Here is a 24,326-nt window from a genome sequence, read left to right as displayed (position 1 = left end):
ATGGAAAAGACGATTCTTGCGCTGGGTGGCGATGGCATCGGTCCCGAGATCGTGGGCTATGGACTGCAGGTGGCCGAAGTGCTGGCGCAGCGATACGGTATTGCGCTGTGCGTCAGGCACGGGCTGCTGCACGGCGCTTCGTGGGAGGTGCATGGCACGTTTTGCACGCCCGAGGTTCTGGAACTTGCAAAGGCATCGGATGCTGTTCTGGTGGGCGCGGTCGGCGGACCCGACTGGGATGACATCCGGGTATCCGGCGGCGCGGAATGCCAGGACGGGCTGATGTATCTGCGCCACCATCTGCAGACCTATCTGGGGCTAAGGCCCGCGCGGGCATGGGCAGGATTGATGAACCGGACCCCGTTCCGGGCCGGTGTTGCCGACAGGGCGAACGTGCTGATCCTGCGCGAAATGTGTGGCGGTGCGATGTTTGCCCGCGAACGCGGCCAGCGTCGGGTCGATGGGGTGCGGCAGGGTTATGACCTGACCGCTTATGACGAAAACGAAGTCGCCCGGTTTGCACATGGTGGGTTTCAGTTGGCTCGCGAACGGCGCAGGCGTCTGGTCAGCTGCGACAAATCCAATGTCATGGAAAGCTACAAACTGTGGCGCAACGTCGTGACCGAGGTGGCGCAGGAATACCCGGATGTCGAATTCGAAAACATGTTCGCCGACAATTGCGCCTATCAGTTGATGCAGCGGCCTGCTGATTTTGATGTCGTGTTGTGCTGCAATCAGATGGGAGATGTGCTCAGCGATCTGACGGCTGTGTACGCGGGGTCACTGGGTATGCTGCCCTCGGCCAGTCTGAGCGCCAGTCCCGCCCGTGGTCCGGTGTTTGGCATGTATGAAAGCACCGCCGGGTCTGCGCCGGACATTGCGGGTCAGGGGATCGCCAATCCGGTGGGGACGATCCTGTCGGTCGGGATGATGTTCAAATACAGCTTTGGCCTGCCCGACCCTGAAAACCACCTGCACAGAGCTGTTTCTGCCACATTGCGGGACGGGATCATGACGCCCGATCTGGGCGGCGCAGCAACCGGCGCCGAGATGACCGGCGCCATTCTGGACAGGTTGCCGCAATGAGTGGTTCGTTCGATTATGTCATCGCCGGAGGCGGCTCGGCCGGATGCGTTCTAGCGGCGCGGCTGGCCGAAGATCCGGACATATCGGTCTGTCTGGTCGAGGCGGGCGGAGAGGGGCGCGATCTGTTTATTCGGATGCCTGCGGGGAACGGATTCGTGTTCGGCAACCCAAGGCTGGACTGGGGCTATACATCCGTTGCTCAGCCCGGATTGGGGGGCCGTTGTGTTTACTATCCGCGTGGCAAGGCGCTGGGCGGGTCCTCGATCGTCAATGGCATGATCTACATGCGCGGTGTCGCGGCGGACTATGATCTGTGGCGGCAGAAGGGGCTGGCGGGCTGGTCTTACGCCGAGGTCCTTCCTTATTTCCGCCGGGCCGAAGGTGCCCGTGACAGACGGGATGCCTGGCATGGCGCGGATGGCCCCCTGAAGACGGAACCGGCGCGCAATTTCGGCCTGATGGAGCAGGCGTTTATCGCGGCGGCGGCAGCCGCCGGGCATCGCGAACTGGACGATCTGAACGGTCCGCACAGAACAGGTGTGGCGCGCAATGACAGCACGGTTGCCAAAGGCGTCCGGCAGTCGGCGGCGATTGCCTACCTGAAATCCCGGCCAAAGAACCTGACCGTCCGCACTGGCGTTCATGTTGTGCGGGTTGTCACCGAAGACTGCCGTGCCGTCGGACTGCTGACCTTGACGGGTGAGGTCATCCGGGCAGAGCGCGAAGTGATCCTGTGTCAGGGCGCCATCGGGACGCCGCAGTTGTTGATGTTGTCGGGGATTGGACCGGCAAATCATCTGCGGTTTCATGATATCGAGGTTTTGGCCGACCTGCCCTCGGTTGGCGCGCATCTTTCGGATCACCCGAATGTGTCGATGCAGTTCGGATCGGACCGCGCGGACCTGAGCCACGCCAAACATCAGCGTCTGGACAGGGCAGCTCTGCTGATGGGACGATGGTTGCTGAACGGATCGGGCCCCGGGGGCGGCGCTTTTTTCTCGACAGTGCTGTTTCACGCCTTCGACGACCCCAAATGGCCCGAGCTTCAGGTGCACATGACCCCGATGGTGGTTGAGGAAAACCTGGGTGACGGTGCGCATGAAACTGTGCCGTTGCTGAACCGATTAGGCCGCAAGTTACTGGTGCGTGGGCGAAAGATGGCGCGACCTGGTGTGCAGATCGACATCAATCTGGAACGCCCGATCTCGGAGGGTACGGTTCGATTGTCCGGCCCGGACCCTCTTCTGCACCCGGTCATCGACCCCAAATACTTCGCCGACTCCCGCGACCTGGAGTGTCTGAAGCGTGGCGTTGCCACGATGCGCGAGGTGATGGCACAACCCCAGATCGCGCAATATCTGACGGGTGAAATCGGCCCGTGGCTTGGGGCCAAAACCGATGCGCAGATTACCGATGCCATCCGAAGAACCGCCTATACCGGCCATCACCTGTGCTGCACTGCCCGGATGGGTGATGTGCTGGATTCCCAACTGCGCGTGCACGGGGTTGAGGGGCTGCGGGTTTGCGATGCCTCGGCCATGCCCGCTCAGATCACCGGAAACCTTTATGCAACCGTTGTGATGATGGCCGAGAAAGCCGCCGACATGATCCTTGGCCGGGCACCTCGTCCCGCTGAATATCCAATGGAGACCGCGTCATGAGCAATATCCGGACCTTTCGGTACTTTACCGGCAACCAATGGCACGACCCGGCGGGCGGCGCATATATCAACAGCGAAAACCCCGCCAACGGAGAAGTATGGGCCCGTGTACCGGACTGCCGCGAAACAGATGTGAACCGAGCGGTCGAGGCGGCGCGAAAGGCATTTTACGACGGACCCTGGGGACGAATGCAGCCCGCCGAACGCGGGCGGGTGCTGCGCCGGATCGGGGACGTGATTTCCCGACACGCCGAGCGTCTTGGGGTGATTGAGACACAGGACAACGGCAAGCTGCCTTCCATGATCACGCCGGGCTTGCAACCGGGTCAGTGGCAGGTCGACAGTTGGCATTATTACGCAGGCATGTGCGACAAGTTCGAAGGCCGTGTGATACCGGCCGAGGCACCGGACATCCACAACTACATGACATGGGAGCCGTTCGGCGTGGTGGCACAGGTGCTGCCGTGGAACTCTCCGTTGGGTACGCTAATCTGGAAGCTTGCGCCTTGTCTGGCGGCGGGAAATACCGTTGTGATCAAACCTTCGGAGCATTCCAGTTGTTCGACGCTTGAGCTGATGGACATCTTGCTCGAGGCCGATCTGCCACCCGGGGTTCTGAATGTGGTCACAGGTTATGGGCCGACAACCGCCAAACCGATGATCGAACACCCGGATGTGCGCATGGTCAGTTTTACCGGCGGCACGGCTGGCGGGCGGGCCGCAGCAATCGCGGCTGCGCAACAGGTCAAACCGGTGGTTATGGAACTGGGCGGCAAGTCGCCGCAAATCGTGTTTCCGGATGCGGATCTGGAACTGGCGGTGAATGGCGTGGCTGCCGGGATATTTCCACCCGGTGGGCAAAGCTGCATTTCCGGCTCGCGCCTGCTGGTGCATGCCGAAGTGATCGAAGATTTCACCGACCGCCTGGTGGATGTCGTGAAAAAGGCGCGGGTCGGCGACCCGCTTGATCCCGCAACCCAGATCGGACCGATAGCCAACCGGCCACATTATGAATTTGTTCTGAGCCGGATCGCCGCCGCTGAGGAGGCCGGTCACAACCTGCGACTGGACGGACGCACAGCCTGCCGGGACAAGGGCTACTACATCGGTCCCACCATCTTTTCCGATGTCCCGAATTCTGCCGATCTGGCGCAAAACGAAGTTTTTGGCCCGGTTGTCAGCACCGAAGCCTGGACCGAGGAGCCCGAGGCCATTCGCATCGCCAATGATACGGTTTACGGGCTGGCCGCCGGGATATGGACCCGCGATGTCGCACGCGCGATGCGGGTGGCGGCCCGGATCGAGGCCGGGACCGTCTATATCAACAACTACTTCAACGCAGCCACCCAGTCGCCGGTTGGAGGCATGAAACAATCAGGCTACGGGCGCGAAAACGGCTGGGAAGGGATGCGCTGTTTCATGCAGACCAAATCCGTCTGGCTGTCGACGAACCCGCATCAACCTGATCCTTTCGCGGATTGAGTGGGTGCGAGGATGGGCATTTGGATGACGCTGCTTTCCGGGTCCACTCAGCCGAAAGGGGGTACACCGTGACGGCCATTGAAACACTTGCGCAATTTGCGGTTGCGGCCCGCCCGGACCCGTCTGTACAGGCGCAGACTGCCCCGGCGGTCGTCGATTGTTTCGGGTGCATACTGGCTGGCGCGAACAGTGCGGTGGCGCGTCAAACACGGGCGGCGTTGGCCTTGGTCGCGCGCGGTCCGGTCCGTGTTTACGGTGCGGATCAGACCCTGTCGGCCCCGGTTGCCGCGCTGGTAAACGGGGTCGCGGGCCATGCCTGGGATCTGGATGACTGGGAAGAGCCGGGAAATACCCACCCGACTGTTGTTCTGCTGCCCGCCTTGCTGGCGTCCGCGCATCTGACCCCGGTTTCCGGAAAGGACCTGATGACGGCCTATGCCGCGGGGGCCGAAATCATCATGCAATTGGGTAAAGCGGTGTCATTGGCGCATTATGCACGTGGGTTTCATTCCACGGCCACGCTGGGTGTCATCGGTGTCGCCGGGGCGGTTTCGCGGTTGTTGGGGCTGTCGGCGGACCAGACAGTGCATGCCCTGTCTTTCGCGGTGTCGCAGGCAGCGGGCTACACAAGGCAATTCGGGTCCAACGCCAAGCCCTTGCAGGCCGGTTGGGCCGCCCGCAACGGTGTTGAGGCCGCCTTGCTGGCAGCCCAGGGCCTGACGGGGCAACCGCATGTAATGGACCACGAACGCGGGTTTGCAGGGCTTCTGAGTGACTATGATGCGAAACGGTTCTCAGGCGTCATGTCGCGGTTGGGGCGGGACTGGGCTCTGTCCGATTATGGGCTGATCCTGAAACCCTGGCCCTCGTGCGGATACACGCACCGCCTGATGACTGCGGCGGTGGAAATCCGTTCGCGACTGGCCGGGGGCGTGCATGGGATTACGGCCATCGAGGCATTCATGCCAGATTTCCACTATGAAATCCTGCCATTCGATCGCCCGGCATCGCGTACCGAAGCCCTGTTTTCGGCTCCGGCCTGTGTTGCGCAAGTTCTGGCAAAGGGACAGCTATCGCTGCGCGACAGCGCGGATGCGTTCTGGGCCGACCCCGAAGTTGCCCGGTTGATCGATTTGACCACCGTCAAGGCAGAACAGGCCAAAAACCCGGCGCTGAATTATGACCCGGATCAGCCAGACAGGCTCAGGGTTGAACTGACAAGTGGCGAGATTGTCGAAGCCACCTGCGCCGCCCCTCTGGGTCATCCATCCAACCCAATGACGCCTGACCAGTTGGCGGACAAGTTTTCCGGTCTGACTGGATTGCCTGAGGACAGTTATAAGACTGCACTCAACTGGCCGCAGGCGGACAACGTTGCCAGTTTTTTTGACAGGATCGATCAATGACTGCACGTAAACGCAACGGCGGACGCGCCGCCCGCAGGCACGCAAGGCAGGATGGCGCGGGAATGGGCGTGACCGAGGCGATCTGGCCGGGGATCGAAGGCGGAAAGTTCGCCGCACTTTCGGCCCGGGAACTTTCGCTGATCGATACCACGGCGATGCGTATTCTTGGGGAAATCGGGCTGAAAGGGGCGACCCGGGACTGCATCGACACGGTCTGTGCTGCTGGTGGGTCCCTGACCACGGACAGGCGGCTGTTGTTTCCCGAACCTATGGTGCGGCGGGTCCTGGAAACCGCCGGCCGCGGGTTTCACCTGTTTGGCCAGCGGCCCGAGCATGATTTGGACCCGTCAGGTGCGCGAACGCATTTCGGCACGTCGGGTGCGGCGGTTCATATCATCGACAGCGAAACCGGTCAGATCCGCGACACGACCTTGCGCGATCTTTACGATATGGCACGGCTGGCCGAAGCGCTGCCCAACATCCACATGTTCCAGCGCACCGTGGTGGCTCGGGACATCACGGACCCGCGCGAGATGGATCTGAACACGCTATACGCGTGCCTGAAGGGAACGGCCAAGCCGGTTGGCACCTCATTCGGTTCGGCAGCCGTTCTGGAAGAGGCCGTCGGTATGCTGACGATGATCACCGGCGGTCCCGAGGCGCTGCGGGCACGGCCGCCGCTTTGTATCTCAACCTGTTTTGTGGTGCCGCCGCTGACTTTTGCGGAAGAGGCGCTGGAAGTCACCGCGACTGCCGCGCGCCATGGCATTCCGTTAAAGCTGGTTTCGGCGGGGCAGGCGGGCGCCACCAGCCCCGCACCGCTGGCCGGGGCCGTTGCCCAGCAGACCGCCGAGGTGCTGGCAGGGCTGGTATATGTCAATCTGCTGAATCCCGGTCATCCGGCCACTTTTGGAGCCTTACCCTTTGTCAGCGATCTGCGCACCGGTGCAATGTCGGGCGGCAGTGCGGAACAGGGGCTGCTGATGGCGGCCTGTGCACAGATGGCGCGGTTTTATGACATTCCCTGCGCAGTCAGCGCAGGGATGACCGATAGCAAGATGCCGGATTTTCAGGCCGGATATGAAAAGGGCTGTACCGAGCTATTGTCCGCGCTGTCGGGTGCGAACCTGATCTACGAGGCGGCAGGGATGTATGGTTCGCTTCTGGGCTGTTCGCTGGAAAGCTTTGTTCTCGACAATGACATGATCGGGTCGGTGATGCGCGCAACGCGCGGGTTCGAGGTTTCGGAAGACACGTTGTCCCTTGAAACCATCCGCGATGTCTGTGTCGGAGGGCCGGGACATTTTCTAGCGCATGATCAGACGCTGAACCGGATGGAAAGCGACTATTACTATCCGGCGATGGCGGACCGGCGCACGCCACAGGAATGGGCGGCGGCGACAGATAAGGATCTGCTGGAACGGGCCCGGCAGCGTACCCGCGAATTGCTGGCGGCCCCCGACCCCGGTCATATCCCGGATAGGCTGGACGCGGAAATCCGCGCGCGGTATCCCATTCGCCGGCTGGGACGCGCCAAGGGTTGATCAGGCCGAATCCCCGCGCTCGGGCGCAGGCAATACAAGGCCGGATGGCCGGAACCGGCCTGGGTCGCAGAGGCCCAGATACATGCGCCCGATCCCCGCCAAACCAAGCATCAGGCCTGGTGTTTCACCGCCTTCGACCAGGCCGCATCTCCATTTCTCGTTTGCAGGGGGTCGCATTGCCAGACCAAGTTCGCGGGCCAGGGCTATTGCCTCGGGATCAGGGCGGAGATGAGTTGAGTAGATCAGGGGTTCGACGATACTTCCAAGGCCATGGCAAACGCTTGCGTTTTCTTCGAAACCGGAGCGTTCGGTGGTCAGAGCCTGCCGCGCCCGTCGCTTGCAGGCGAAGATGGCGGCGTTGGCCTCTGCAAGGGCTGTCTTGTCGCCTGTCAATTGCCAGGCCCGAAGCCGCGACAACGCGATGCCGCCCGCCCCGTAGCACCAGTAGGTGGGGTAAACCATCGCTTTGGGGTCACCGGCCTGATCGGCCCTGACATCGCGCAGATCGGGCCAACCGCATTGGTGGCGATCGAACCATTGCCGCTCGTACTCAAAGGCGCGGAAACCGGCTTTGCGATAACGTTCGTCCCGGGTCGCGGCCCAAAGCTCCAGCAGCGCCAGCGCGGCGGAAGAGGCACCGTGTGCGAGGCCGCAATGCGGAAAGGCGTGTGACGTTTCCGCATTTTCCTCTTGCCATGACAGTCCGATGCCAGGTCCGGACTGCGCCCGGTCCAACAGCCATTCGCCATTGAGGTGACAGGCGCGCAAGATATTATCGCCAGGCTCCGAGCCGTGCAGTGTCAGCAAGCCCGCAATCGTTCCCGATGGCCCGGCGATCAGGTCAAAGCTGCCATCCTGGGGTGGTGCCGCTGTCAGAACTTCGTGCAGAAGATTCGTATCGTCTGCCATCTCCGTTTCTGGCAGCATGTCGTACACGGACCGAACGGTGCTCAGAGTGCCGATGAGACCGCTGAACCATCCGTGCGGTGTGACGCTGCGCCGTTCACGTATCAGGTGCATGGCGCCGTTGGCTGCGCTTGATGCGGTGTTGGCGTAGTCTGGATTGCGGGTCTGCCGCCACATCTCCGCAAGAAACAGCGCAACCCCGGCCAGTCCGCCGTAAAGGGATTCGTCGATTGTCTGGTAAACGGACCGCCATTCCCCGTCGACCAATTCCATTTCATACCCAAGCCAGGTGCCGCAATCGCCGTCCCGGATAGCCTCGCGCACCAGTTGATCCGCGATAGCAGTGGCGACCGCAAGAAAGGCCGGGCCCTGGTCGCCGCCGGGAGGCGGGGGTGATGGGTCCAGTTTTCTCACGGCAATGCGTACTCCGGGCTGTCGGCAGCTTCGGCCCATGGCCGATCCGGTGCGATGCCTTCGGACGAGAATACGGCGCGCACGGATTTGACCCAGTCCGTGGGCTGTTCGATACCTCGATCAACGCAGCGCAGGACACCCCGCGCCACCAACGCGCATCGGGACGACCCAAAGCTTTCTCCCCGTGCTGCCGGGTCGTCGGCCACGCTGACCCCGGGGCAAAGCTTTCTGGTCAGGGGTGGAACCGGATCACACAGGTCGTCGCATGCACGCCTGGCGGTAGCGGCGATGGCCTCGGCTGCCTTTGCGAAATCTGGTCGGGGCAGATAAAGGACAAGCGCATCCCGGCGATCATATTCGGCCGGGCGTCTGGGGCACTTGAGGAAATATGGGAATGCGTCGCCCAAAGCCTGACTCAGCGCGTGAACCAGAACAGGCGCACCTATTGGCATTGCGTTCCAGTACACCCGGACAATCGGGTGCCGGTTTGCATGCCAGGGTTTCGAGAAGGTGACGTAATCGCCAGGGTTCATGGTTTCGGAATCCCGGCGGGCCACAACCGAAACGGTGCCGCCGGGGCGAATACGGGCGCCACGGCCATCTTCGGGCAGGCAATCGATCACGTGGAGCACCCGCCTTTCGCGTCCGCGCGTTACGGCAACCTTGCCGCGTCTGGACACTTTCGCGACATGCCACCCTTCCTCCCATCGGTGCGAGGATGCGTGCGCTGTTCTCAGCAACTCGCACAGATCGCGGTCTTCTGCATTCAGGCCCGGTTTTTCACCGACTGCACAATACCAGTCCCGATAGAGCGCATCCGTCAGGGGGGCGGGATCGCCGCTCCTAAGGGGTCCACTGGCCAATACCCGCGAAATGACGTCAAACGCTGCAGGTAAGGCCTCGTCCAGCGCATCAGCACCCATTGCTATACCGATCCTGTTCCAATTCGCGGCCCGTCCCGAAGAAGGGTTTCAAGCCATTTCGGAGTCTGGCACACCCTCAGCGCCATGGCCAAGGCTACCTGACTGCGCGTCCCGTCCGGGCTTTCCATCGATTGCAACTCGAGTGTGGTCTGGACAAGTCGGATACCGGTGTAGAGGCTGCATCTTTTCAGGAAATCCGTATTTGCGGATCCTAAAGTGCCGGTGGCGCGCGTGTAGGCTGAAAACAGATGAACCGCAGCCCGGCAGGCTTCGTTTTCAGGAAGAGAGGCCAGTGGCTTGTTGCCCGGGCTGGCGGGCAGTTGCGCCAGCTGAAGGTACTCCTGCACGGCCGTTGCGACGTCCCAGGCGGGATCGCCGAGACCCGCCAGTTCCCAATCGACCAGCCGGATCTGCACCGTGCCATCCGGGCCGGACTGCAGCAGGCAGTTGTCCCATTTGAGATCGCCATGGATGAGGCAGGTTTCCCGCCATGCTGCCTGAGCACGGCTGATGCAGGCCATGACCGCCGCACGCGCAGCCGGATTGGGCAGGAGGTGATGCAACTGCTCGTGCAGCCCTCCGGAATCCCCGTCCAGCATCCAGGGACGAGCCGAGGGAAGGTGCGTGTCATCTACGTGTCCCTGATGCAGACGGGCCAGCACGTTTGCCAGACCATCAAGAATGGCTGGGTCATCCAAGGGGTTGCGCCCCATGAAGTCGTGCAGGGTTGTGGCCGGGTCCAGAAGTTCGGCGATCAGGATACCTCGATCCGGATCGGAATGCGCCAGATAGGGCGCGATGCCGGGGCTGAGCGATTGTACCGCCTGATAGCAGGTTATCTCACGCCGGTTCCAGTTGCTGGCTGATCGGGTGCCCAATTTGACCAGAAACGTTCCCTGTCCGCCCAGATGAACAGTGGCTGTTGTCGCGCGGTCGCGCCGGGTGGCCATGATGCGCATGCCCTGTTGCACGATCCGCGTTGCGGGGATCAGGTTACGCCTGCGCAGAACAGAAGCGACCCGTTCTTCCGCACGCGGCCTGAGCGATGGTTCTGTGTTCGAACGAATGGCGGCATCGGTCATGTCGTAAGGCCCTCAGGAACACCCCCGGGCGGTTGGCCCGAGGGTGCGTGGTCGTTACATCCGGCAGGATGACTTAGTACTCGTCATCATACCCGTAGTCGTCGTCCCAATAGTCGGCGTCGGACTCGGCGCCGTACTCATCCACCCATTCATCGTCATAGGCGTCTTCGTACATCGCGTAACCGTCGTCCCAGTCGTCGTATCCGTCGTCCCAGCCGCTGTCATAGTAATCTTCGTCACCAGCGCGGAAGCAAGCCAGCGTAGGACGTGGGCAGCCTGCGAGCGTCGGACGCGGACATCCGGCCAGTGTCGGGCGCGGACAGCCTACCAGCGTGACCCGAGGACATCTCGGCCCGCTCAGGGTCGGGCGTGGGCATCCGGCGAAAGTCGGGCGTGGACACCACGGTCCGGTGAAGGTCCGGCGCGGGCAGCGCGGCCCGACGGTTGTCGGACGCGGGCACCACGGCCCGACCAGGGTCCGGCGCGGGCAGCGCGGCCCGACGGTTGTCGGACGCGGACACCACGGCCCGGTCAGGGTCCGGCGCGGGCAAAGGGGTCCAACCACCGTTCTGCGCGGGCATGCGGGTCCGACGATCGTTCTGCGGACAGGCCGGTGCAACCGGTCATACGCGGCCTTGATCTGGACAATGCCGGATCCGGAATGCTGGTCGAAGCCGCTGGCCCCGATATCCTTGGCCGTTGCCTTCAGTATGGATTTCAGCTGTGCCTGCGTTGCGCTGGGTTGGGATTGCTTCAGCAACGCCACCGCACCCGCAAGGATCGGCGTCGCCGCCGAGGTGCCGGAGTCACTTGTGAAATACCCCGTGAAATGGCTGATGGAACAGAAGTCAGGCTTATTCGAATCCAGAGCGGCAGGTCCGCGGCTGCTGTATCCGATGAACTCTTCGTTCTTGTTCACCGCGCCGACGGTCATCACCAGCGGGTGGCCATTTGCACCCCAGATGCTGCGTCCCGGGCCGTTATCGGCGCCGCAACGGTTGTCGGGGCAGGTATCTCCGCAGTTACCAGCGGCGAAGAGCACGAGAATGCCTTCGTTGATCGCCTCGACCACCTTGCGGGTAAACGGGTGGTTGGGGTTGCGGGCATAGGTGGTATCCCATGTTTCCTGGAAAATACCCCAACTGTTTGTCAGAACTTGCGGAGTGCCATTGCTTCGGAACTGGTTGATAGACCAGTTGAACGCCTGCAATGCCCGGCTGATTGTCCCGGGCGAGCCGCCAGATCCGGCAATCCGCAGATCGTAAAGCTGGGCTTCGGGCGCCATGCCAAGAACATCAGTGGCGCACATGTTGCCGTGATTGCCCCATTTGCCGGATTCGGTGCCCCAGTCTGACGGCCATCCGCCGATTACGCGCGGGATGCGACGCGAGGTCTCTCCGTTCTTGACCGGTCGGCCTTGCGCGGTGATGCCGCTGTCCAAAACGCCGACAACAATTCCGTTTCCACGGAACCCCGCCGCCCAGACCTGATCGACGCCCAGATAGGTGGCGACGTCGGCCATGTTGCCCTTTGGCGTGCCGGGGCTGCAGTCGCAGGGCGGGATCGGGCATGCTGCCATGCCGCCGCCTGTCTGCGGCCCGTACGGATTGTCGACGGGGAAGCCGTCGATTGGGACGTCGCGCCAGACACCGGCCACTTCGGGGCGGCTGCGCAAGGCTGCCATTGCGTCTTCACTTGCAACGGTGCCGCGCACCACGAAGGTTTCGTCAGGGGCCTGACCCGAAGCGGCAAATTCGGCGCTTCCGGTGCCGCCCATGCTGACAGGTTCGAATTCATTGTCGACAGCGAAGCCGTCCCCCGAGAAACCTTCGGCCGAGGACATCGCCATGGGACCGGAGCCGCCAGGCGTATAGCGCATTTCGACCAGTATGCTCAGCCGGCCCTTGCCGTCAGTGGGCTGCGGAACCCCGTTTGGGGGCGAGCCGTTGTCGCCGTTGGACTTCCTGCCACGCGTGGTTTTTTTAGCAGCCATCTTTATACCTCCATTGGGTTAAATTTGTTGCACTGGAAACTGGTTGCGCAGGTTGCCGGTCGCGGCGAACGTCGCCACGACAGATTTCGGGATTGGTTGAGTTTGAGCGGTGGAAGAAATCCGGTTCAGCAGGTTGAACGCGGCCTACGGGGCAAAAGGCGCAATTGGCGTATCGCCCCAAATGTTTATGACGTCCGGCCGCTGATTGAGTGCGTCCAGAGCTTCCGCGTCGGCAATGGTTCCGCTGAGTATCACGCTGGTCGGCTGCCGTTGTGCGCCGTGGCCCGTCTCGTTCATCGGAACAGGTTCCAGATCCGGGTCGAGTTCGAACCCCAGCTTTCTCATCTGAGTGGCCAGTGCTTCGGGATCCTGCAAATCGAAATGTGCAGACGCGGTGATCTCGACCATAACGCGCATATTCACGGCCGGACCCTTTGCAAAGGGTGGGTGGTGTCTGACGAATGGTCTCGCGACAGAATATGCCCCCGGTGGATCCAGGCGGTTCGATTCGTTGTGGTCTTCTCAACACCTGTATTGTGAAGGAGTGCCATTTCACAACCTCGGTTCGTACGGGATCCGGCGTAATACACGGAGCCATATCAAATTCTCGTCGAAGATTCGAGCGGGGAGTGCTCATGACCGTTGCTTTCAATACCTGCGCAGATGCGGGCTCGCCCGGGCATCAAAGCATCAGGTCAAAAGAATACGGACTAACTTGTTAATGCCACGGCACGTGTCTGGTGTTTCATCCGAAAGCGGTGGCGTTCCGTCAGAGGCAGAAAAGCCTGCTGTCGAAGGGGCGCTGTATGCTTCGGTCAGGTCCAGCCGCAGTTCAAGCCGCAATCCTTTGGAACAATGGCTCTGAGGCCACCGAGCGGAGAAAAAGTGGTGCCCGCCGTCTACATTCAATAACTCGTATTAACGCGATTATAATAGCGTTTTAGACTGGTTTTTTCAATTCTAAACAGAGTCCGCCGGACGCCGAAAGGGCCGGCTTGCCTGTGCACCAGCCCGGTTCTGCGTCAATGATCCATCGTTTGCAGAAGGAGGTTTTCCGGTCCGGTCACGTGTAAAAGGTTGATAAGTTGCGCACATCCCGAGGTTGTCCGGGCGGTTACAACGCAGCGGGTTTGTTAGTCCGGGTCGCTCGCGCACATTGCGTTGATGGTCAATTTGGCTTGGCTGATTGGGTTGCCGCCGGGGTTGTGCTTGCGAACGCCCCAATTCGGATCCCCGTTTCGGCGCTGGGTCCGGGGCGACCGGTCGGCTATCGATTCCCCCATTTTGCGGCGACAGGAACTGGGGCGGCCCGCGCCAGCCGGTCGGTCAGGGTTCTTCCCCAACTGGGGATTTTACGAACAGGATTCTGGTGTCGGAAACAGTTGCGAACGTGGTCTCTGGCGGTGTGCATGGGATCATCCGGTTAGTTGATTGACTGATCAATAAAAATCCACCATGGTCATCCCCACAGATAAAATGGCCGGCTCGATCCGCGCTGGCCCGTCTGCTCAGAACCATGCGTTCGCAATACAAACCCGCCGGAGAAAAACAGTTCCGGACTACCCATCAGCCATGTTTCGGAGACCTCAGAACATGATCGCGCAACCTCAGGCCAGCCATTACGTGAATGGCGCCTATCTTGAAGATGAAAACGGTCGATCCCTTGATGTGATTTACCCAGCAACCGGAGAGGTGATCGCGCGGTTGCACGAGGCCTCTCCCGAACTCGTCGATCAGACGATCGCGCTGGCCCGGACGGCGCAAAAAGCCTGGGCCGCCATTTCCGGCACCGAACGCGGGCGCATCCTGCGCCGAGCCGCCGACATCATGCGTGAACGCAACCATGAGCTTTCAGTGCTGGAAACCTATGATACCGGCAAGCCGCTGCAGGAAACCCTGGTTGCCGACGCAACATCGGGCGCAGATGCGTTGGAGTATTTTGGCGGTATTGCAGGCAGCCTGACCGGCGAGCACATACAGCTTGGCGAAGACTGGGTCTACACCCGGCGCGAACCGCTGGGACTGTGTGTCGGCATCGGTGCCTGGAACTACCCCACGCAAATTGCCTGCTGGAAGGCCGCGCCAGCACTGGCCTGCGGCAACGCCGTGATTTTCAAGCCTTCTGAAGAAACGCCACTTTGCGCGCTCAAGGTTGCTGAAATCCTGTCCGAGGCAGGCCTGCCGCCGGGTCTGTTCAACGTGCTGGAGGGGCGGGGTGAAACCGGCGCGGCCCTTGTCACAGATCCCCGGGTGGACAAGGTATCGCTGACCGGTTCGGTGCCCACCGGGCGAAAGGTCTATGCCGCTGCGGCTGCGGGCATGAAACATGTCACGATGGAGCTCGGCGGCAAGTCTCCGATGATCGTGTTTGACGATGCCGATCTGGAAGACGCCGTCAGTGGCGCGATCCTTGGCAATTTCTATTCTTCGGGGCAGGTGTGTTCGAACGGGACACGTGTGTTTGTTCAGAAGGGCATCAAGGACGCGTTTCTGAACCGCCTGCAGGAGCGGCTTGCCAACGCGATCATCGGTGACCCGCAGGATGAGGCCACCAATTTTGGCCCGCTGGTCAGCGCGCGTCAGTTGGAGATCGCCCAAAGCTATATCGAGGCAGGGAAATCCGAAGGGGCCCGCTTGGTTTGTGGCGGCGAACGGATTGAACGTCCGGGCAACTGGATGACGCCTGCGGTTTTCGCCGACGTTACCGACGACATGAAGATCGCGGTTGAAGAGATCTTTGGTCCCGTGATGGCCGTGCTGGATTTCGAAACCGAGGAAGAGGTGATCACGCGCGCCAATGCCACCGATTTCGGTTTGGCCGCCGGTGTGTTCACCAGCGATCTGAAACGTGGGCACAGGGTCATCGCGCAACTGGATGCCGGAAGCTGCTTTATCAACTCGTACAATGATGCGCCGGTCGAAGCGCCGTTTGGTGGCGTCAAGCAATCGGGGGTCGGGCGCGAGAACTCCAAGGCTGCGATCGAACATTACAGCCAGCTCAAATCCGTCTATGTCCGCATGACGCCGCTGGAGGCGCCATACTAAAGCACGACAACGGTGCAAAAGGATGCCGGTTCGGCCATTGGCATGATTGCCTTTTGGCCGATCCGGCTTTTGTTTTTTCGTTTCGGCGAGTGGTTTTATGGGGCCAATGCAGTTGGGCCTGTCAATGCACGAGGTCGAAATGCGCCACGGTGACGGCTTGATGGCCGGGCGGTCGCGTGTACGCAAGCCTTGCGGGGCAGCGCCCGAACAAGCGCAGTTGGCTTCTACCCAAGTCTTAACTCCTGAAATTTTTCGAGTACGATTGAGGTGGTTTTGCCGCGGCAATCAAGGTCGCCGACCCGTGAGCATATCATACCACAAGCCATCGGAAATTAGTCGACCCGCTCATCGCCCATTCTGAAGATTGTGCCATTGTGGGCTTTGGGTTGCGGCTCCGAAAACCGGGCCAAGCTAGCTGAGCCCAGGCGATTCCGCCCCTGACGTTTGCCGGGAAGGTTGCGCGGGTAGGAAGTTCACATTTAGTATCGCAATGTATCGATGTGAAACATCCGGCGTTCAGCCGAAAAAATGTCTATCTGGGGGGTAGGGTATGAAACAGTTTTGCTATCGGGTGCTGACGGCAGGTCTTTTCGCGTCGCCTGGATTTGCGCAGGATGCTCCGATCATACACGATGCCGAGTTTTACATTCTTCAGTCCCAGCATGAAGACCAATGGGCACAGGATGACGCTGCGGTCAACGACGCTCTGGCCGCATTTCGGGACGGCAACGGAGGCAACCCACCGAACATCGTCAGTGTGCTGATCGACGATATGGGTTTTGGCGACATGGGAATACCCGAGCTGAACGCCGTGCGGGGATATGAAACGCCGAATATCAACGATTTCTCGGATCAGGCCATGCGAATGGTACGCATGTATACCGAACCCTCCTGTACGCCGACGCGGGTGGCGCAGATGACCGGGCGGTTGCCGGTGCGGATGGGCATGGGCGACACGAAAGTCGATATCGCAGGTTTTGGCCTGCCGGAGAACGAAGTCACGCTGGCCGAGGTCCTAAAACAGGCGGGCTATGCGACCAGTCATGTGGGCAAGTGGCATATGGGCGACATCGCTGAAAGCTGGGCGATGAACCAGGGATTTGATTACGCTCAGCACGCAATCCACCAGCAGGGGCAGCTGACCATTTTCAACGACGACGCGATCAGGGAACAGGTTTCGGTCGCGATCCGGGATTACGACGACAAGTACACGCTGGACGGCTGGTTCCGGCCGGATGCTGCTGCAATGATGACCGTGATCGAAGGTGAAACCGGCGGCCCAATCCGTGAAATCCGCATGGAAACCGGTGAACGCTGGAATGCCGCTAAATATGACGAGATGAACCAGGCGTTCCAGGACAAGACGCTGGAGGAACTGGATCGCCTTGCAGGCGGTGAGCATCCGTTCTTCCTGCAATACTGGCCGATGATCCCGCTGGACAACACCCGTGCCGGACGATCGGGACCGGAAAGCGTGAATGGGGGACTTTATGTCGACAAGATGCAGCTGCTGGATCAGTGGCTGGGCGATCTGTTTGCCCGCTTGGATGAACTTGAGCTGACCGACAACACCGTTGTCGTAGTGATGGGCGATAACGGACACTTCACAAAATACGCTCCACAATCCGGCTTTACGCCGTTGATCTATGCAGGTGGCAAAGGTGACACGACCGAAGGCGGTGTCCGCGTCGATGCCTTCATCCGTTGGCCTGGTATGATCGAGGCTGATGGTCTGCTGAACAGCATCATTCACGTCTCGGATCTTTACACAACGCTCTCCCGGTTCGCCCGGGCCGATCAGCATATCCCACGAGATCGTCTGGTTGACGGGGTGGACCAATCGGCCGCCCTGTTGTTTGCCGATGAAACCAAGGCGCGGCGCGATCATGTCATCATTTATTCGGTCAACAAGCCTGAGGCCGTTGTGAAAGACCAGCTTAAGCTGAAACTGCCGGGGCCCGGGGAAAGTGCGATTCTCGCGAAGTTCTTTGATCTCTACCGGGACACACGCGAAGAATACTCGGTCTCGACCGAGGTTGGCGCCTGGGGCGGTCAGGAGTTCGCGCGGATTCTGGGGCGTCACATGGCAAGAAAAGAGAAATATCCCGATACAACGCCTGCCTACGGTGTGCCCTATGAAGGGATCGAGAACATACGCCCCGAAACGCAACAGGCCGTAGATGCGTTCATGACCAAACGCGCCTCTGCGCAGCAATAACGCAAAAACCGGAACAGGATCACGAGGTGCAGATGGTCGGAAACATACTCTTCGCTCTTGGCCTGATCGCCTCGCTTGGGATCGGATTTGTCTATTTCCGCGATCTTGGCGACATCTCGCAGATGCTGTTGAAGGTGAAGCGCGAAAATATGGTGCGGTTCATCCGAAACGAATACCGCCTCATCGGCATAGGGCTGAGTGGCTTTGCCGTTTCAACGCTGGCGCATTTCCTGTTTGGCGGTGGTCCGTTCTGGCTTTGGTTTGTCGCCGCGCTGCTGGTGATATTCCTGTACGGGTTTCCCTATGTCTGGGTGCATCTGGGTTTGCGGAACCAGCTTAACACGGCGCAGTATTTTCCGATCAGCGAAGCGCGGAAATACGTCGGGTCGACGGCGCCGGTTATCGTGATCGAAAACAATGGGCATGCCCGCGCCCATCCGGATGCGCAGATTATGCGCCCGCATCTGGCGGGCAATGAAAAAGGTCTGGGCGGCGAAGACGTCGTGATGACCTACTGTGCCATGGCCAATCTCGGTCAGGGATATTCGCCGGCCATCGAAGGCAAGCGGCTGAACCTCGAGGTTCTGGCCCAGCACGGCAACAACCTGATCCTGCGTGACAATGATACCGGCGAGCCGATTCAGCATATCTACGGCTTCCGCGAAGCGGATCGCGACCCGAATGCGGACGGACCTGCCTGCCCCCTGCGGCCGGAAGCTCGGATGAAGCCATGGCCCACGTTTCGGATGACGTTTCGCGGGTTTCAGAAGGCCTTTCCCGACGGCGAGGTTTACCTGAACAAACCCTCTTCGAACCCGCTGCTGCGCCTTCTGGACATGGTGACGGAGATCACTTTTGGCTGGGGTATTTCCCGCCAGCATCAGGAAGATGCGCCGGTGATGGACAACATGGACCGCTCGGACAATCGGCTGCCGAACAAGACCTATGTCTGGGGGATCACAATCGGGGATGAGGCGGCCTGCTGGACCGACGATTTCATTGTCGAGAATGACTGGATCGTGAACGCGCGGGTTGGCGGGCGCGACGTCGTTGTCAGTCTGGACCCTCGTTATGAGAGTTTGGGTGTCTGGTACAACGACAGCGGCCAGCCCGTGACCCGATGCGATTTCTGGGGTGTTTCGGATCAGGGCCAGTTGCAGAGGGTCGAGACGCTGCGGGCCGGCGTGTTCTGGCATGTCTGGTCCGAGTTTTTTCCAAACACCGACATCAATCGTGTAGAAGGTGGTGAAGACGTGGTTGGCGAGACCGCCGCGTGATCCGACGGGCCCGGGGAGCATTCCAATTGCGACGGCACACTTGTTTTTGGAAGCCTCGCTGGGCGGTTCCCCGGCGCATTGACCTGCCCGGTTGCTTGGGCAGGATTTCGGATTTCGGTGTTGTACTGATCCTTGCTCTGGCAACTTGGGCGTACCTTGCCGCTGCCGTCAGGGGACAAGAGATACAGTCGGAGAACACGGACCAGCACTATGTCGGATCGGAGCAGTGTACGGGCTGCCATCAGGATGCCACTGACGCCTGGATGGGGTCGCATCACGCGCTTGCCTGGACCAGCCCCGCGCCGGATACCGTCCTGGCCGACTTTGACGGAACCCGGTTCGAGCACGACGGGGTGCAATACGAGTTCTCAGCCGACAACGGAAACTACCGCATTCACCTGACCGAGACCGACGGCACGGTGAAAGACTATTCCGTCCATTCCGTTGTCGGGGTCGCGCCGCTGCAACAGTATCTGATCGAAACCGAGCCGGGCCGATTGCAAAGCTTTGATGTCGTTTGGGATGTCGAAAACGGTCGTTGGTACCACTTGTACCCCGACCAGACATTGCCGCCGGATGACGGGTTGCACTGGACCGGACCATACAAGAACTGGAATGCCCGCTGCGCGGAGTGCCATGCGACCGGTTTCGAAAAGCGCTATGACGAACGCCGTCAGGCCTATGCTTCGGTTCAGGTCGAAACGGGGGTCGGATGCGAAGCCTGCCACGGCCCCGGTTCGGCGCATGTCGACTGGGCGGAATCTGCCGTTGCCTCATCGGTGCCTGTACCGGCGGGATACGGATTTGCGATGGATTTCGCCGGGGCAGGGGCTGAGGCTGCGATACAGCAATGTGCGACCTGCCATTCCCGGCGTGAGCCGTTTGGCGAGGGAAATCCAATGCCCGGAACCAGTTTTCATGAGGCTTACAACCTGTCATTGTTGCGCCCCGGCCTCTACCACGCCGATGGGCAGATTTTGGACGAGGTCTATGTCTACGGGTCGTTTCTTCAATCCAGGATGTACTCAAAGGGCGTGACTTGCCTGAATTGCCACGACGCCCACAGCGCCGAATTGAAGGCAGACGGAAACGGCGTCTGCACGCAATGCCATTCCCCGGCAGGCAATCCCGATTTCACGTCTTTGCCGCTAAAGCCCTACGATGATCCTTCGCATCATTTCCATGAAGCGGGGTCCGAGGGCGCGCAGTGCAAAAACTGCCACATGATCGAGCGTGTCTATATGGGGACAGACGGTCGTAGGGACCACAGTTTTCGTATCCCAAGGCCGGATCTGGCAGACGTGACCGGTGCACCGGATGCGTGCACCGACTGCCACGCGGATCGGTCGGCAGAATGGGCGGCGGCGGAGATAGAAAAACACCATCCGAATGCAGCAGCGCGCCCGCATTACGGCGTCACGCTGGCGGCCGGGCGGTCTGATCCAATGGGTGCCAAGCCGGACCTGAACTCTCTGGCGCTTGATGACAGTCAGGCGGGCCTGGTCCGGGCAACAGCCCTATGGCTCTTGTCTCAGGTCGCGGATGAGACTACCGCCGAGGATATGGCACCTCTGCTGGTGCATGATGATCCGCTGATAAGGGCGACGGCCATCGCAATTCAAAGGGCCGCGCCGCCCCGGCTACAGGCGGACAGGCTGAACGATCTGCTCGACGACCCGGAAAGGATGGTGCGGATCGAGGCTGCGAAGGCCATGCTGGATTTTCCTGCCGCCGGTCTTCCGGAGCAGCAGCAGGACAAGTTGCAGCAGGCGATGTCCGAGTGGCGGGCCTCGCTGCGGGCGCGGTCGGATTTTCCGGAAACCCATCTGGTACTGGGTGGAATGGCATTGACCTTCAGAAACATTCCCGCAGCAAAACGCGCCTTTCGCGAGGTTGTGCGCATGGATCCGCAACGCGAAGAAGCCTGGGTCATGCTGGTCCGGATTGCCGCAGCAGTCGATGGGCGCGAGGCGACGCTGGCCATTCTGGAGGAGGCCCTGAGCAAAGTGCCGGACAGTCAGGCCCTGAACGAGTTGCGCGCCTCGGTCTTGGCCCAATAGACACACGCTTTCTACAGGTTCTGAATTCCGTGAAGGGTCAATGTGCTGACCACGTCCGAGTAGTCTTCGCGCGCTTTTGACCCTGCACCAGTGTTCCACATGTAATACCAGTTCAACATGCCGAAAACGGACATGGTCGCGGCACGCAGCTTGTTCTTGTCTGTTCCAAGAACGCCCGGAGCCAGTTCTTTCAGGATGTCGCTGACGAAATTGACCAGATCCCGCTGATAGCCACGCAGGACCTTTTGCTGCTCGTCGGGCAGTGCGGACATGCCGCTGACCTGAACGCGATGTTCATCGTCCGCGCCCTGATAGGCGAACAGGATTTCTTTTATCGCGGCCCGCAACATCTGTTCAGCCGTCAGGCCATCCGTGTTGATGCCGCAAATCCTGTCGCGCAGATCGCGCAGGTAGGTTTCAAGGATATCATAAAGGATGGCATCCTTGCTGTCGTAGTAGTGGTAGATATTGGCTTTTGATATCCCGCACTCCTTGGCCAGCAAGGACATTGAGGCACGGTCGAACCCTTCATTGGCAAATACCCGTGCCGCCGATTTCAGGATTTGAGCACGTTTCTGATCGTGATCTTTGGCGATGGTACGGGCCAAGGTCTACTCCTTATCACGGTTGTCGACGACCCGTTTGGCTTTGCCTTGCGAGCGTTCAACCTGTCCGGGGTCCTCTACAATAATCTCGGTCGAAACACCAACGATGTCCTTGATCCGCTTGGTCAGCATGCGCGCCGCCGCGGTTTTGGACAACTCATCGGTCGAATCCGGATTGGCCTCGACCAGCACCCGCATCGCGTCCATGCGGCCCGATTTGTAAAGCTCGATCTGGTAATAGGGTGCCAGTCCGCCGGTCGCCATGACCTGTTCTTCGATCTGGCTGGGAAAGACATTTACGCCGCGCAGGATGATCATGTCGTCGCTGCGCCCGGTGATCTTGGCCATCCGGCGCATCGACCGGGCGGTTCCCGGCAAGAGACGCGTCAGGTCGCGGGTGCGGTAGCGGATCATCGGCAGGCCTTCCTTGGTGAGCGTGGTGAAGACCAGTTCGCCCATTTCCCCGTCCGGCAGAACCTCCCCTGATTCCGGGTCGATGATTTCGGGCAGGAAGTGGTCCTCCCAGATCACCGGACCGTCCTTGGTTTCGACGCATTCGTTGGCGACACCCGGCCCCATGATTTCCGACAGGCCGTAGATGTCGACCGCATGCATGTCAAAGGCGGCTTCGACCTCTTTGCGCATGGCGTCGGTCCATGGCTCGGCGCCGAAGATGCCAACCTTGAGTGAGCTTTCGCGCGGATCAAGCCCGGCCTTGTGAAACTGTTCGAGAATGTTGAGCATGTAGGACGGCGTCACCATGATCCCGTCCGGACGGAAATCGGTGATCAGGCCGACCTGCTTTTCCGTCTGTCCGCCCGACATCGGTATGACCGTGCAGCCAAGCCGTTCGGCCCCGTAATGTGCGCCCAGACCGCCGGTGAACAGGCCATACCCATAGGCCACATGCATCATGTCACCCTTGCGTAACCCGCTGGCGCGGATTGAGCGGGCGACCAGATCGGCCCAGTTGTCGATGTCGTTTTGCGTATAGCCAACAACGGTCGGCTTGCCCGTGGTTCCTGAAGACGCATGAATGCGCACGATTTCGCGGCGTGGAACGGCAAAAAGCCCGAATGGGTAGTTATCCCGCAGGTCGTTCTTGTAGGTGAACGGGAACTTTGCCAGATCAGACAGGCTTTGCAGGTCGTCAGGGTGAACGCCGGCCTCATCGAAACGCGACCTGTACATCGGCACGTTTTCATAAGCGTGACGCACCGACCATTTCAGGCGGTCCAGCTGCAGCGCCCTTATCTCGTCAATTGATGCGTTTTCAATCGGGTCCAGGTCAGCTTTGTTGGGGCTAAGATCTTCCATCGCGGTCTCCTCCAAACGCGAAGTTATTCTTTGAACAACTGGCCGTTGATCGCGCGGGACATGCCGCGAAACTCGGCGATCAGTTTGTCGTCCTGATTGGTGACGCGGACGTCGTAGATGCCGCTCCGCCCGGTCAGGGATATTTCGGTCGCCGTGGCGGTCAGGTTGTCGCCTAACTGGCCGGGGGCGAGATAACTCATCACCGTATGCTGCGCCACGGTGACGGTGTTTCTGCTGTTGCAGGCAAACGCAAAGGCGCTGTCGGCAAGGGCGTGGCTGACGCCGCCGTGGCAGATGCCCACACCGTTGCAATGGTGCGCGGCGACGGTCAGGGTCAGCACGGCGCGGCCTTCATCGACCTCAAGGATTTCCATGCCGAACCACTTGCTTGCCTGATCGCTGGCCCACATGGCGGCCGCTGATTTTTCTGCCCGTTCTTTCGCGTTCATGGTCACCTGCCCTGAAAATTCGGTGCGCGCTTTTCCAGAAAGCTGGCGACGCCCTCGGCATAGTCCGCACTCTGACCGCAGGTTTTCATGGCTTGCGCCTCCAGATCCAGCTGATCGGAAAGGGTGTTTTTAGCAGCGGCGTGAATGCATTCTTTTGTCAGCCCGTAACCCAGCGTCGGGCCATTTGCGAACTGTTCAGCCAGCGCGCGAGCCTCGGGCATCAGTTGATCGTCCGGCACCGCTTTCCAGATCAGCCCCCATTCGGCGGCTTGCGCGGCAGGCAGGGGTTGCGCTGTCAGGGCCAGGCCCTTGGCCCGCGCTTCACCCAGCAACCGGGGCAGGTGCCAGCTTCCGCCGGTATCGGGTATCAGCCCCACCTTGGAAAAGCTCTGGATGAACTTCGCGCACTCGCCCGCCAGGACCATGTCACAGGCCAATGCAAGGTTTGCGCCCGCGCCGGCGGCAACACCGTTCACCGCGCAGATGACCGGAAAGTTGAGCGACCGGATCAGCCGTACAAGCGGCGCGTAGAAGGTGCGCACGGTATGCCCAAGATCGGGCGGCCCTTCCATTTTCGAAGGGTCCCGGTCGCCAAGATCCTGCCCTGCACAAAAACCGCGCCCGGCGCCGGTCAGCAAGATGGCCCGCGCTCCGTCGTCGCGCGCTTTTTCCAGCGCGGAACGCAGGGCAAGGTGCATTTCCTCGTTGAAGGAATTCAGTTTGTCAGGGCGATTCAGGATGATTTCGACCCAATTCCCGTGACTTATGGCAAGAATGGTATCGCTCATGGCGACCTCGTGTTTGAAATCCGGCAAGTTCCATATTGCATTAACCGAACGGTTGGTCAATAAATAACCGA

The 24,326-nt window shown here is 60.5% G+C and carries 18 protein-coding genes; 9 read left to right on the top strand and 9 right to left on the bottom strand.

Features of this window, described 5'->3' with window-relative positions; genetic code table 11:
• The 5 genes from leuB (at position 1) to AC2FIR_RS13090 (ending at position 7,178) form a co-directional block, all read left to right on the top strand.
• Positions 1-1,086, top strand: a complete 1,086-nt coding sequence (gene leuB / locus AC2FIR_RS13110) for a 3-isopropylmalate dehydrogenase (RefSeq protein WP_496746678.1) — start codon at positions 1-3, stop codon at positions 1,084-1,086.
• Positions 1,083-2,747: a GMC family oxidoreductase gene (locus tag AC2FIR_RS13105; protein ID WP_496746680.1), complete on the top strand. Its 1,665-nt coding sequence runs from the start codon at positions 1,083-1,085 to the stop codon at positions 2,745-2,747. Before leuB ends, AC2FIR_RS13105 begins: the two co-directional genes overlap by 4 nt.
• Positions 2,744-4,228 carry an aldehyde dehydrogenase gene (locus AC2FIR_RS13100; protein ID WP_496746682.1) on the top strand — a complete coding sequence of 495 codons (1,485 nt, stop codon included), beginning with the start codon at positions 2,744-2,746 and terminating at the stop codon, positions 4,226-4,228. Before AC2FIR_RS13105 ends, AC2FIR_RS13100 begins: the two co-directional genes overlap by 4 nt.
• Positions 4,229-4,296: 68 nt before the next feature.
• On the top strand, positions 4,297-5,634 hold the full coding sequence (locus AC2FIR_RS13095; protein WP_496746683.1) for an MmgE/PrpD family protein: 1,338 nt from the start codon (positions 4,297-4,299) through the stop codon (positions 5,632-5,634).
• A complete protein-coding gene (locus AC2FIR_RS13090; protein WP_496746685.1) occupies positions 5,631-7,178 on the top strand; it encodes a trimethylamine methyltransferase family protein in 1,548 nt (515 codons plus the stop codon). Before AC2FIR_RS13095 ends, AC2FIR_RS13090 begins: the two co-directional genes overlap by 4 nt.
• Here AC2FIR_RS13090 and AC2FIR_RS13085 read toward each other — a convergent pair whose 3' ends face one another.
• From AC2FIR_RS13085 to AC2FIR_RS13065, 5 genes are all read right to left on the bottom strand, one after another.
• Complete coding sequence (locus AC2FIR_RS13085; protein ID WP_496746686.1) at positions 7,179-8,498, bottom strand: lanthionine synthetase LanC family protein; 1,320 nt, start codon at positions 8,496-8,498, stop codon at positions 7,179-7,181.
• Positions 8,495-9,421 (bottom strand): T3SS effector HopA1 family protein, encoded by a 927-nt coding sequence (locus tag AC2FIR_RS13080; RefSeq protein ID WP_496746688.1) that lies wholly within the window; start codon positions 9,419-9,421, stop codon positions 8,495-8,497. The genes AC2FIR_RS13085 and AC2FIR_RS13080 overlap by 4 nt, the downstream gene beginning before the upstream one ends.
• Positions 9,422-9,423: 2 nt before the next feature.
• Complete coding sequence (locus AC2FIR_RS13075; protein ID WP_496746690.1) at positions 9,424-10,503, bottom strand: phosphotransferase family protein; 1,080 nt, start codon at positions 10,501-10,503, stop codon at positions 9,424-9,426.
• Positions 10,504-10,576: 73 nt separating this feature from the next.
• Positions 10,577-12,496 carry a S8 family peptidase gene (locus tag AC2FIR_RS13070; protein WP_480441741.1) on the bottom strand — a complete coding sequence of 640 codons (1,920 nt, stop codon included), beginning with the start codon at positions 12,494-12,496 and terminating at the stop codon, positions 10,577-10,579.
• Between the two features lie 144 nt (positions 12,497-12,640).
• Positions 12,641-12,919, bottom strand: coding sequence for a hypothetical protein (locus AC2FIR_RS13065; protein WP_170615987.1), 279 nt, complete (start codon positions 12,917-12,919; stop codon positions 12,641-12,643).
• Between the two features lie 1,170 nt (positions 12,920-14,089).
• Here AC2FIR_RS13065 and betB point away from each other — a divergent pair.
• From betB to AC2FIR_RS13045, 4 genes are all read left to right on the top strand, one after another.
• A complete protein-coding gene (betB, locus tag AC2FIR_RS13060; protein WP_496762481.1) occupies positions 14,090-15,541 on the top strand; it encodes a betaine-aldehyde dehydrogenase in 1,452 nt (483 codons plus the stop codon).
• Between the two features lie 550 nt (positions 15,542-16,091).
• On the top strand, positions 16,092-17,759 hold the full coding sequence (locus AC2FIR_RS13055; RefSeq protein ID WP_496746696.1) for a sulfatase-like hydrolase/transferase: 1,668 nt from the start codon (positions 16,092-16,094) through the stop codon (positions 17,757-17,759).
• Positions 17,760-17,791: 32 nt separating this feature from the next.
• Positions 17,792-19,036 (top strand): DUF3179 domain-containing (seleno)protein, encoded by a 1,245-nt coding sequence (locus AC2FIR_RS13050; RefSeq protein ID WP_480491396.1) that lies wholly within the window; start codon positions 17,792-17,794, stop codon positions 19,034-19,036.
• A gap of 26 nt (positions 19,037-19,062) precedes the next feature.
• Positions 19,063-21,096: a cytochrome c3 family protein gene (locus tag AC2FIR_RS13045; protein ID WP_496746698.1), complete on the top strand. Its 2,034-nt coding sequence runs from the start codon at positions 19,063-19,065 to the stop codon at positions 21,094-21,096.
• Between the two features lie 11 nt (positions 21,097-21,107).
• Here the strand turns inward: AC2FIR_RS13045 and AC2FIR_RS13040 are convergent, their stop codons facing one another.
• Genes AC2FIR_RS13040 through paaG form a run of 4 tightly spaced genes read right to left on the bottom strand, consistent with a single transcriptional unit; the run spans position 21,108 to position 24,255 of the window.
• Positions 21,108-21,704, bottom strand: a complete 597-nt coding sequence (locus AC2FIR_RS13040) for a TetR/AcrR family transcriptional regulator (RefSeq protein WP_496746700.1) — start codon at positions 21,702-21,704, stop codon at positions 21,108-21,110.
• A gap of 3 nt (positions 21,705-21,707) precedes the next feature.
• Positions 21,708-23,018: a phenylacetate--CoA ligase PaaK gene (gene paaK, locus AC2FIR_RS13035; RefSeq protein WP_496746702.1), complete on the bottom strand. Its 1,311-nt coding sequence runs from the start codon at positions 23,016-23,018 to the stop codon at positions 21,708-21,710.
• Between the two features lie 23 nt (positions 23,019-23,041).
• A complete protein-coding gene (gene paaI, locus AC2FIR_RS13030) occupies positions 23,042-23,467 on the bottom strand; it encodes a hydroxyphenylacetyl-CoA thioesterase PaaI (RefSeq protein ID WP_496746704.1) in 426 nt (141 codons plus the stop codon).
• 2 nt (positions 23,468-23,469) lie between these two features.
• Positions 23,470-24,255, bottom strand: coding sequence for a 2-(1,2-epoxy-1,2-dihydrophenyl)acetyl-CoA isomerase PaaG (gene paaG, locus AC2FIR_RS13025; protein WP_496746706.1), 786 nt, complete (start codon positions 24,253-24,255; stop codon positions 23,470-23,472).
• Positions 24,256-24,326: the final 71 nt, after the last annotated feature.

Source organism: Ruegeria sp. CDSB136 (assembly GCF_059610965.1).
This window is presented reverse-complemented; position numbering and strand designations above follow the sequence as displayed.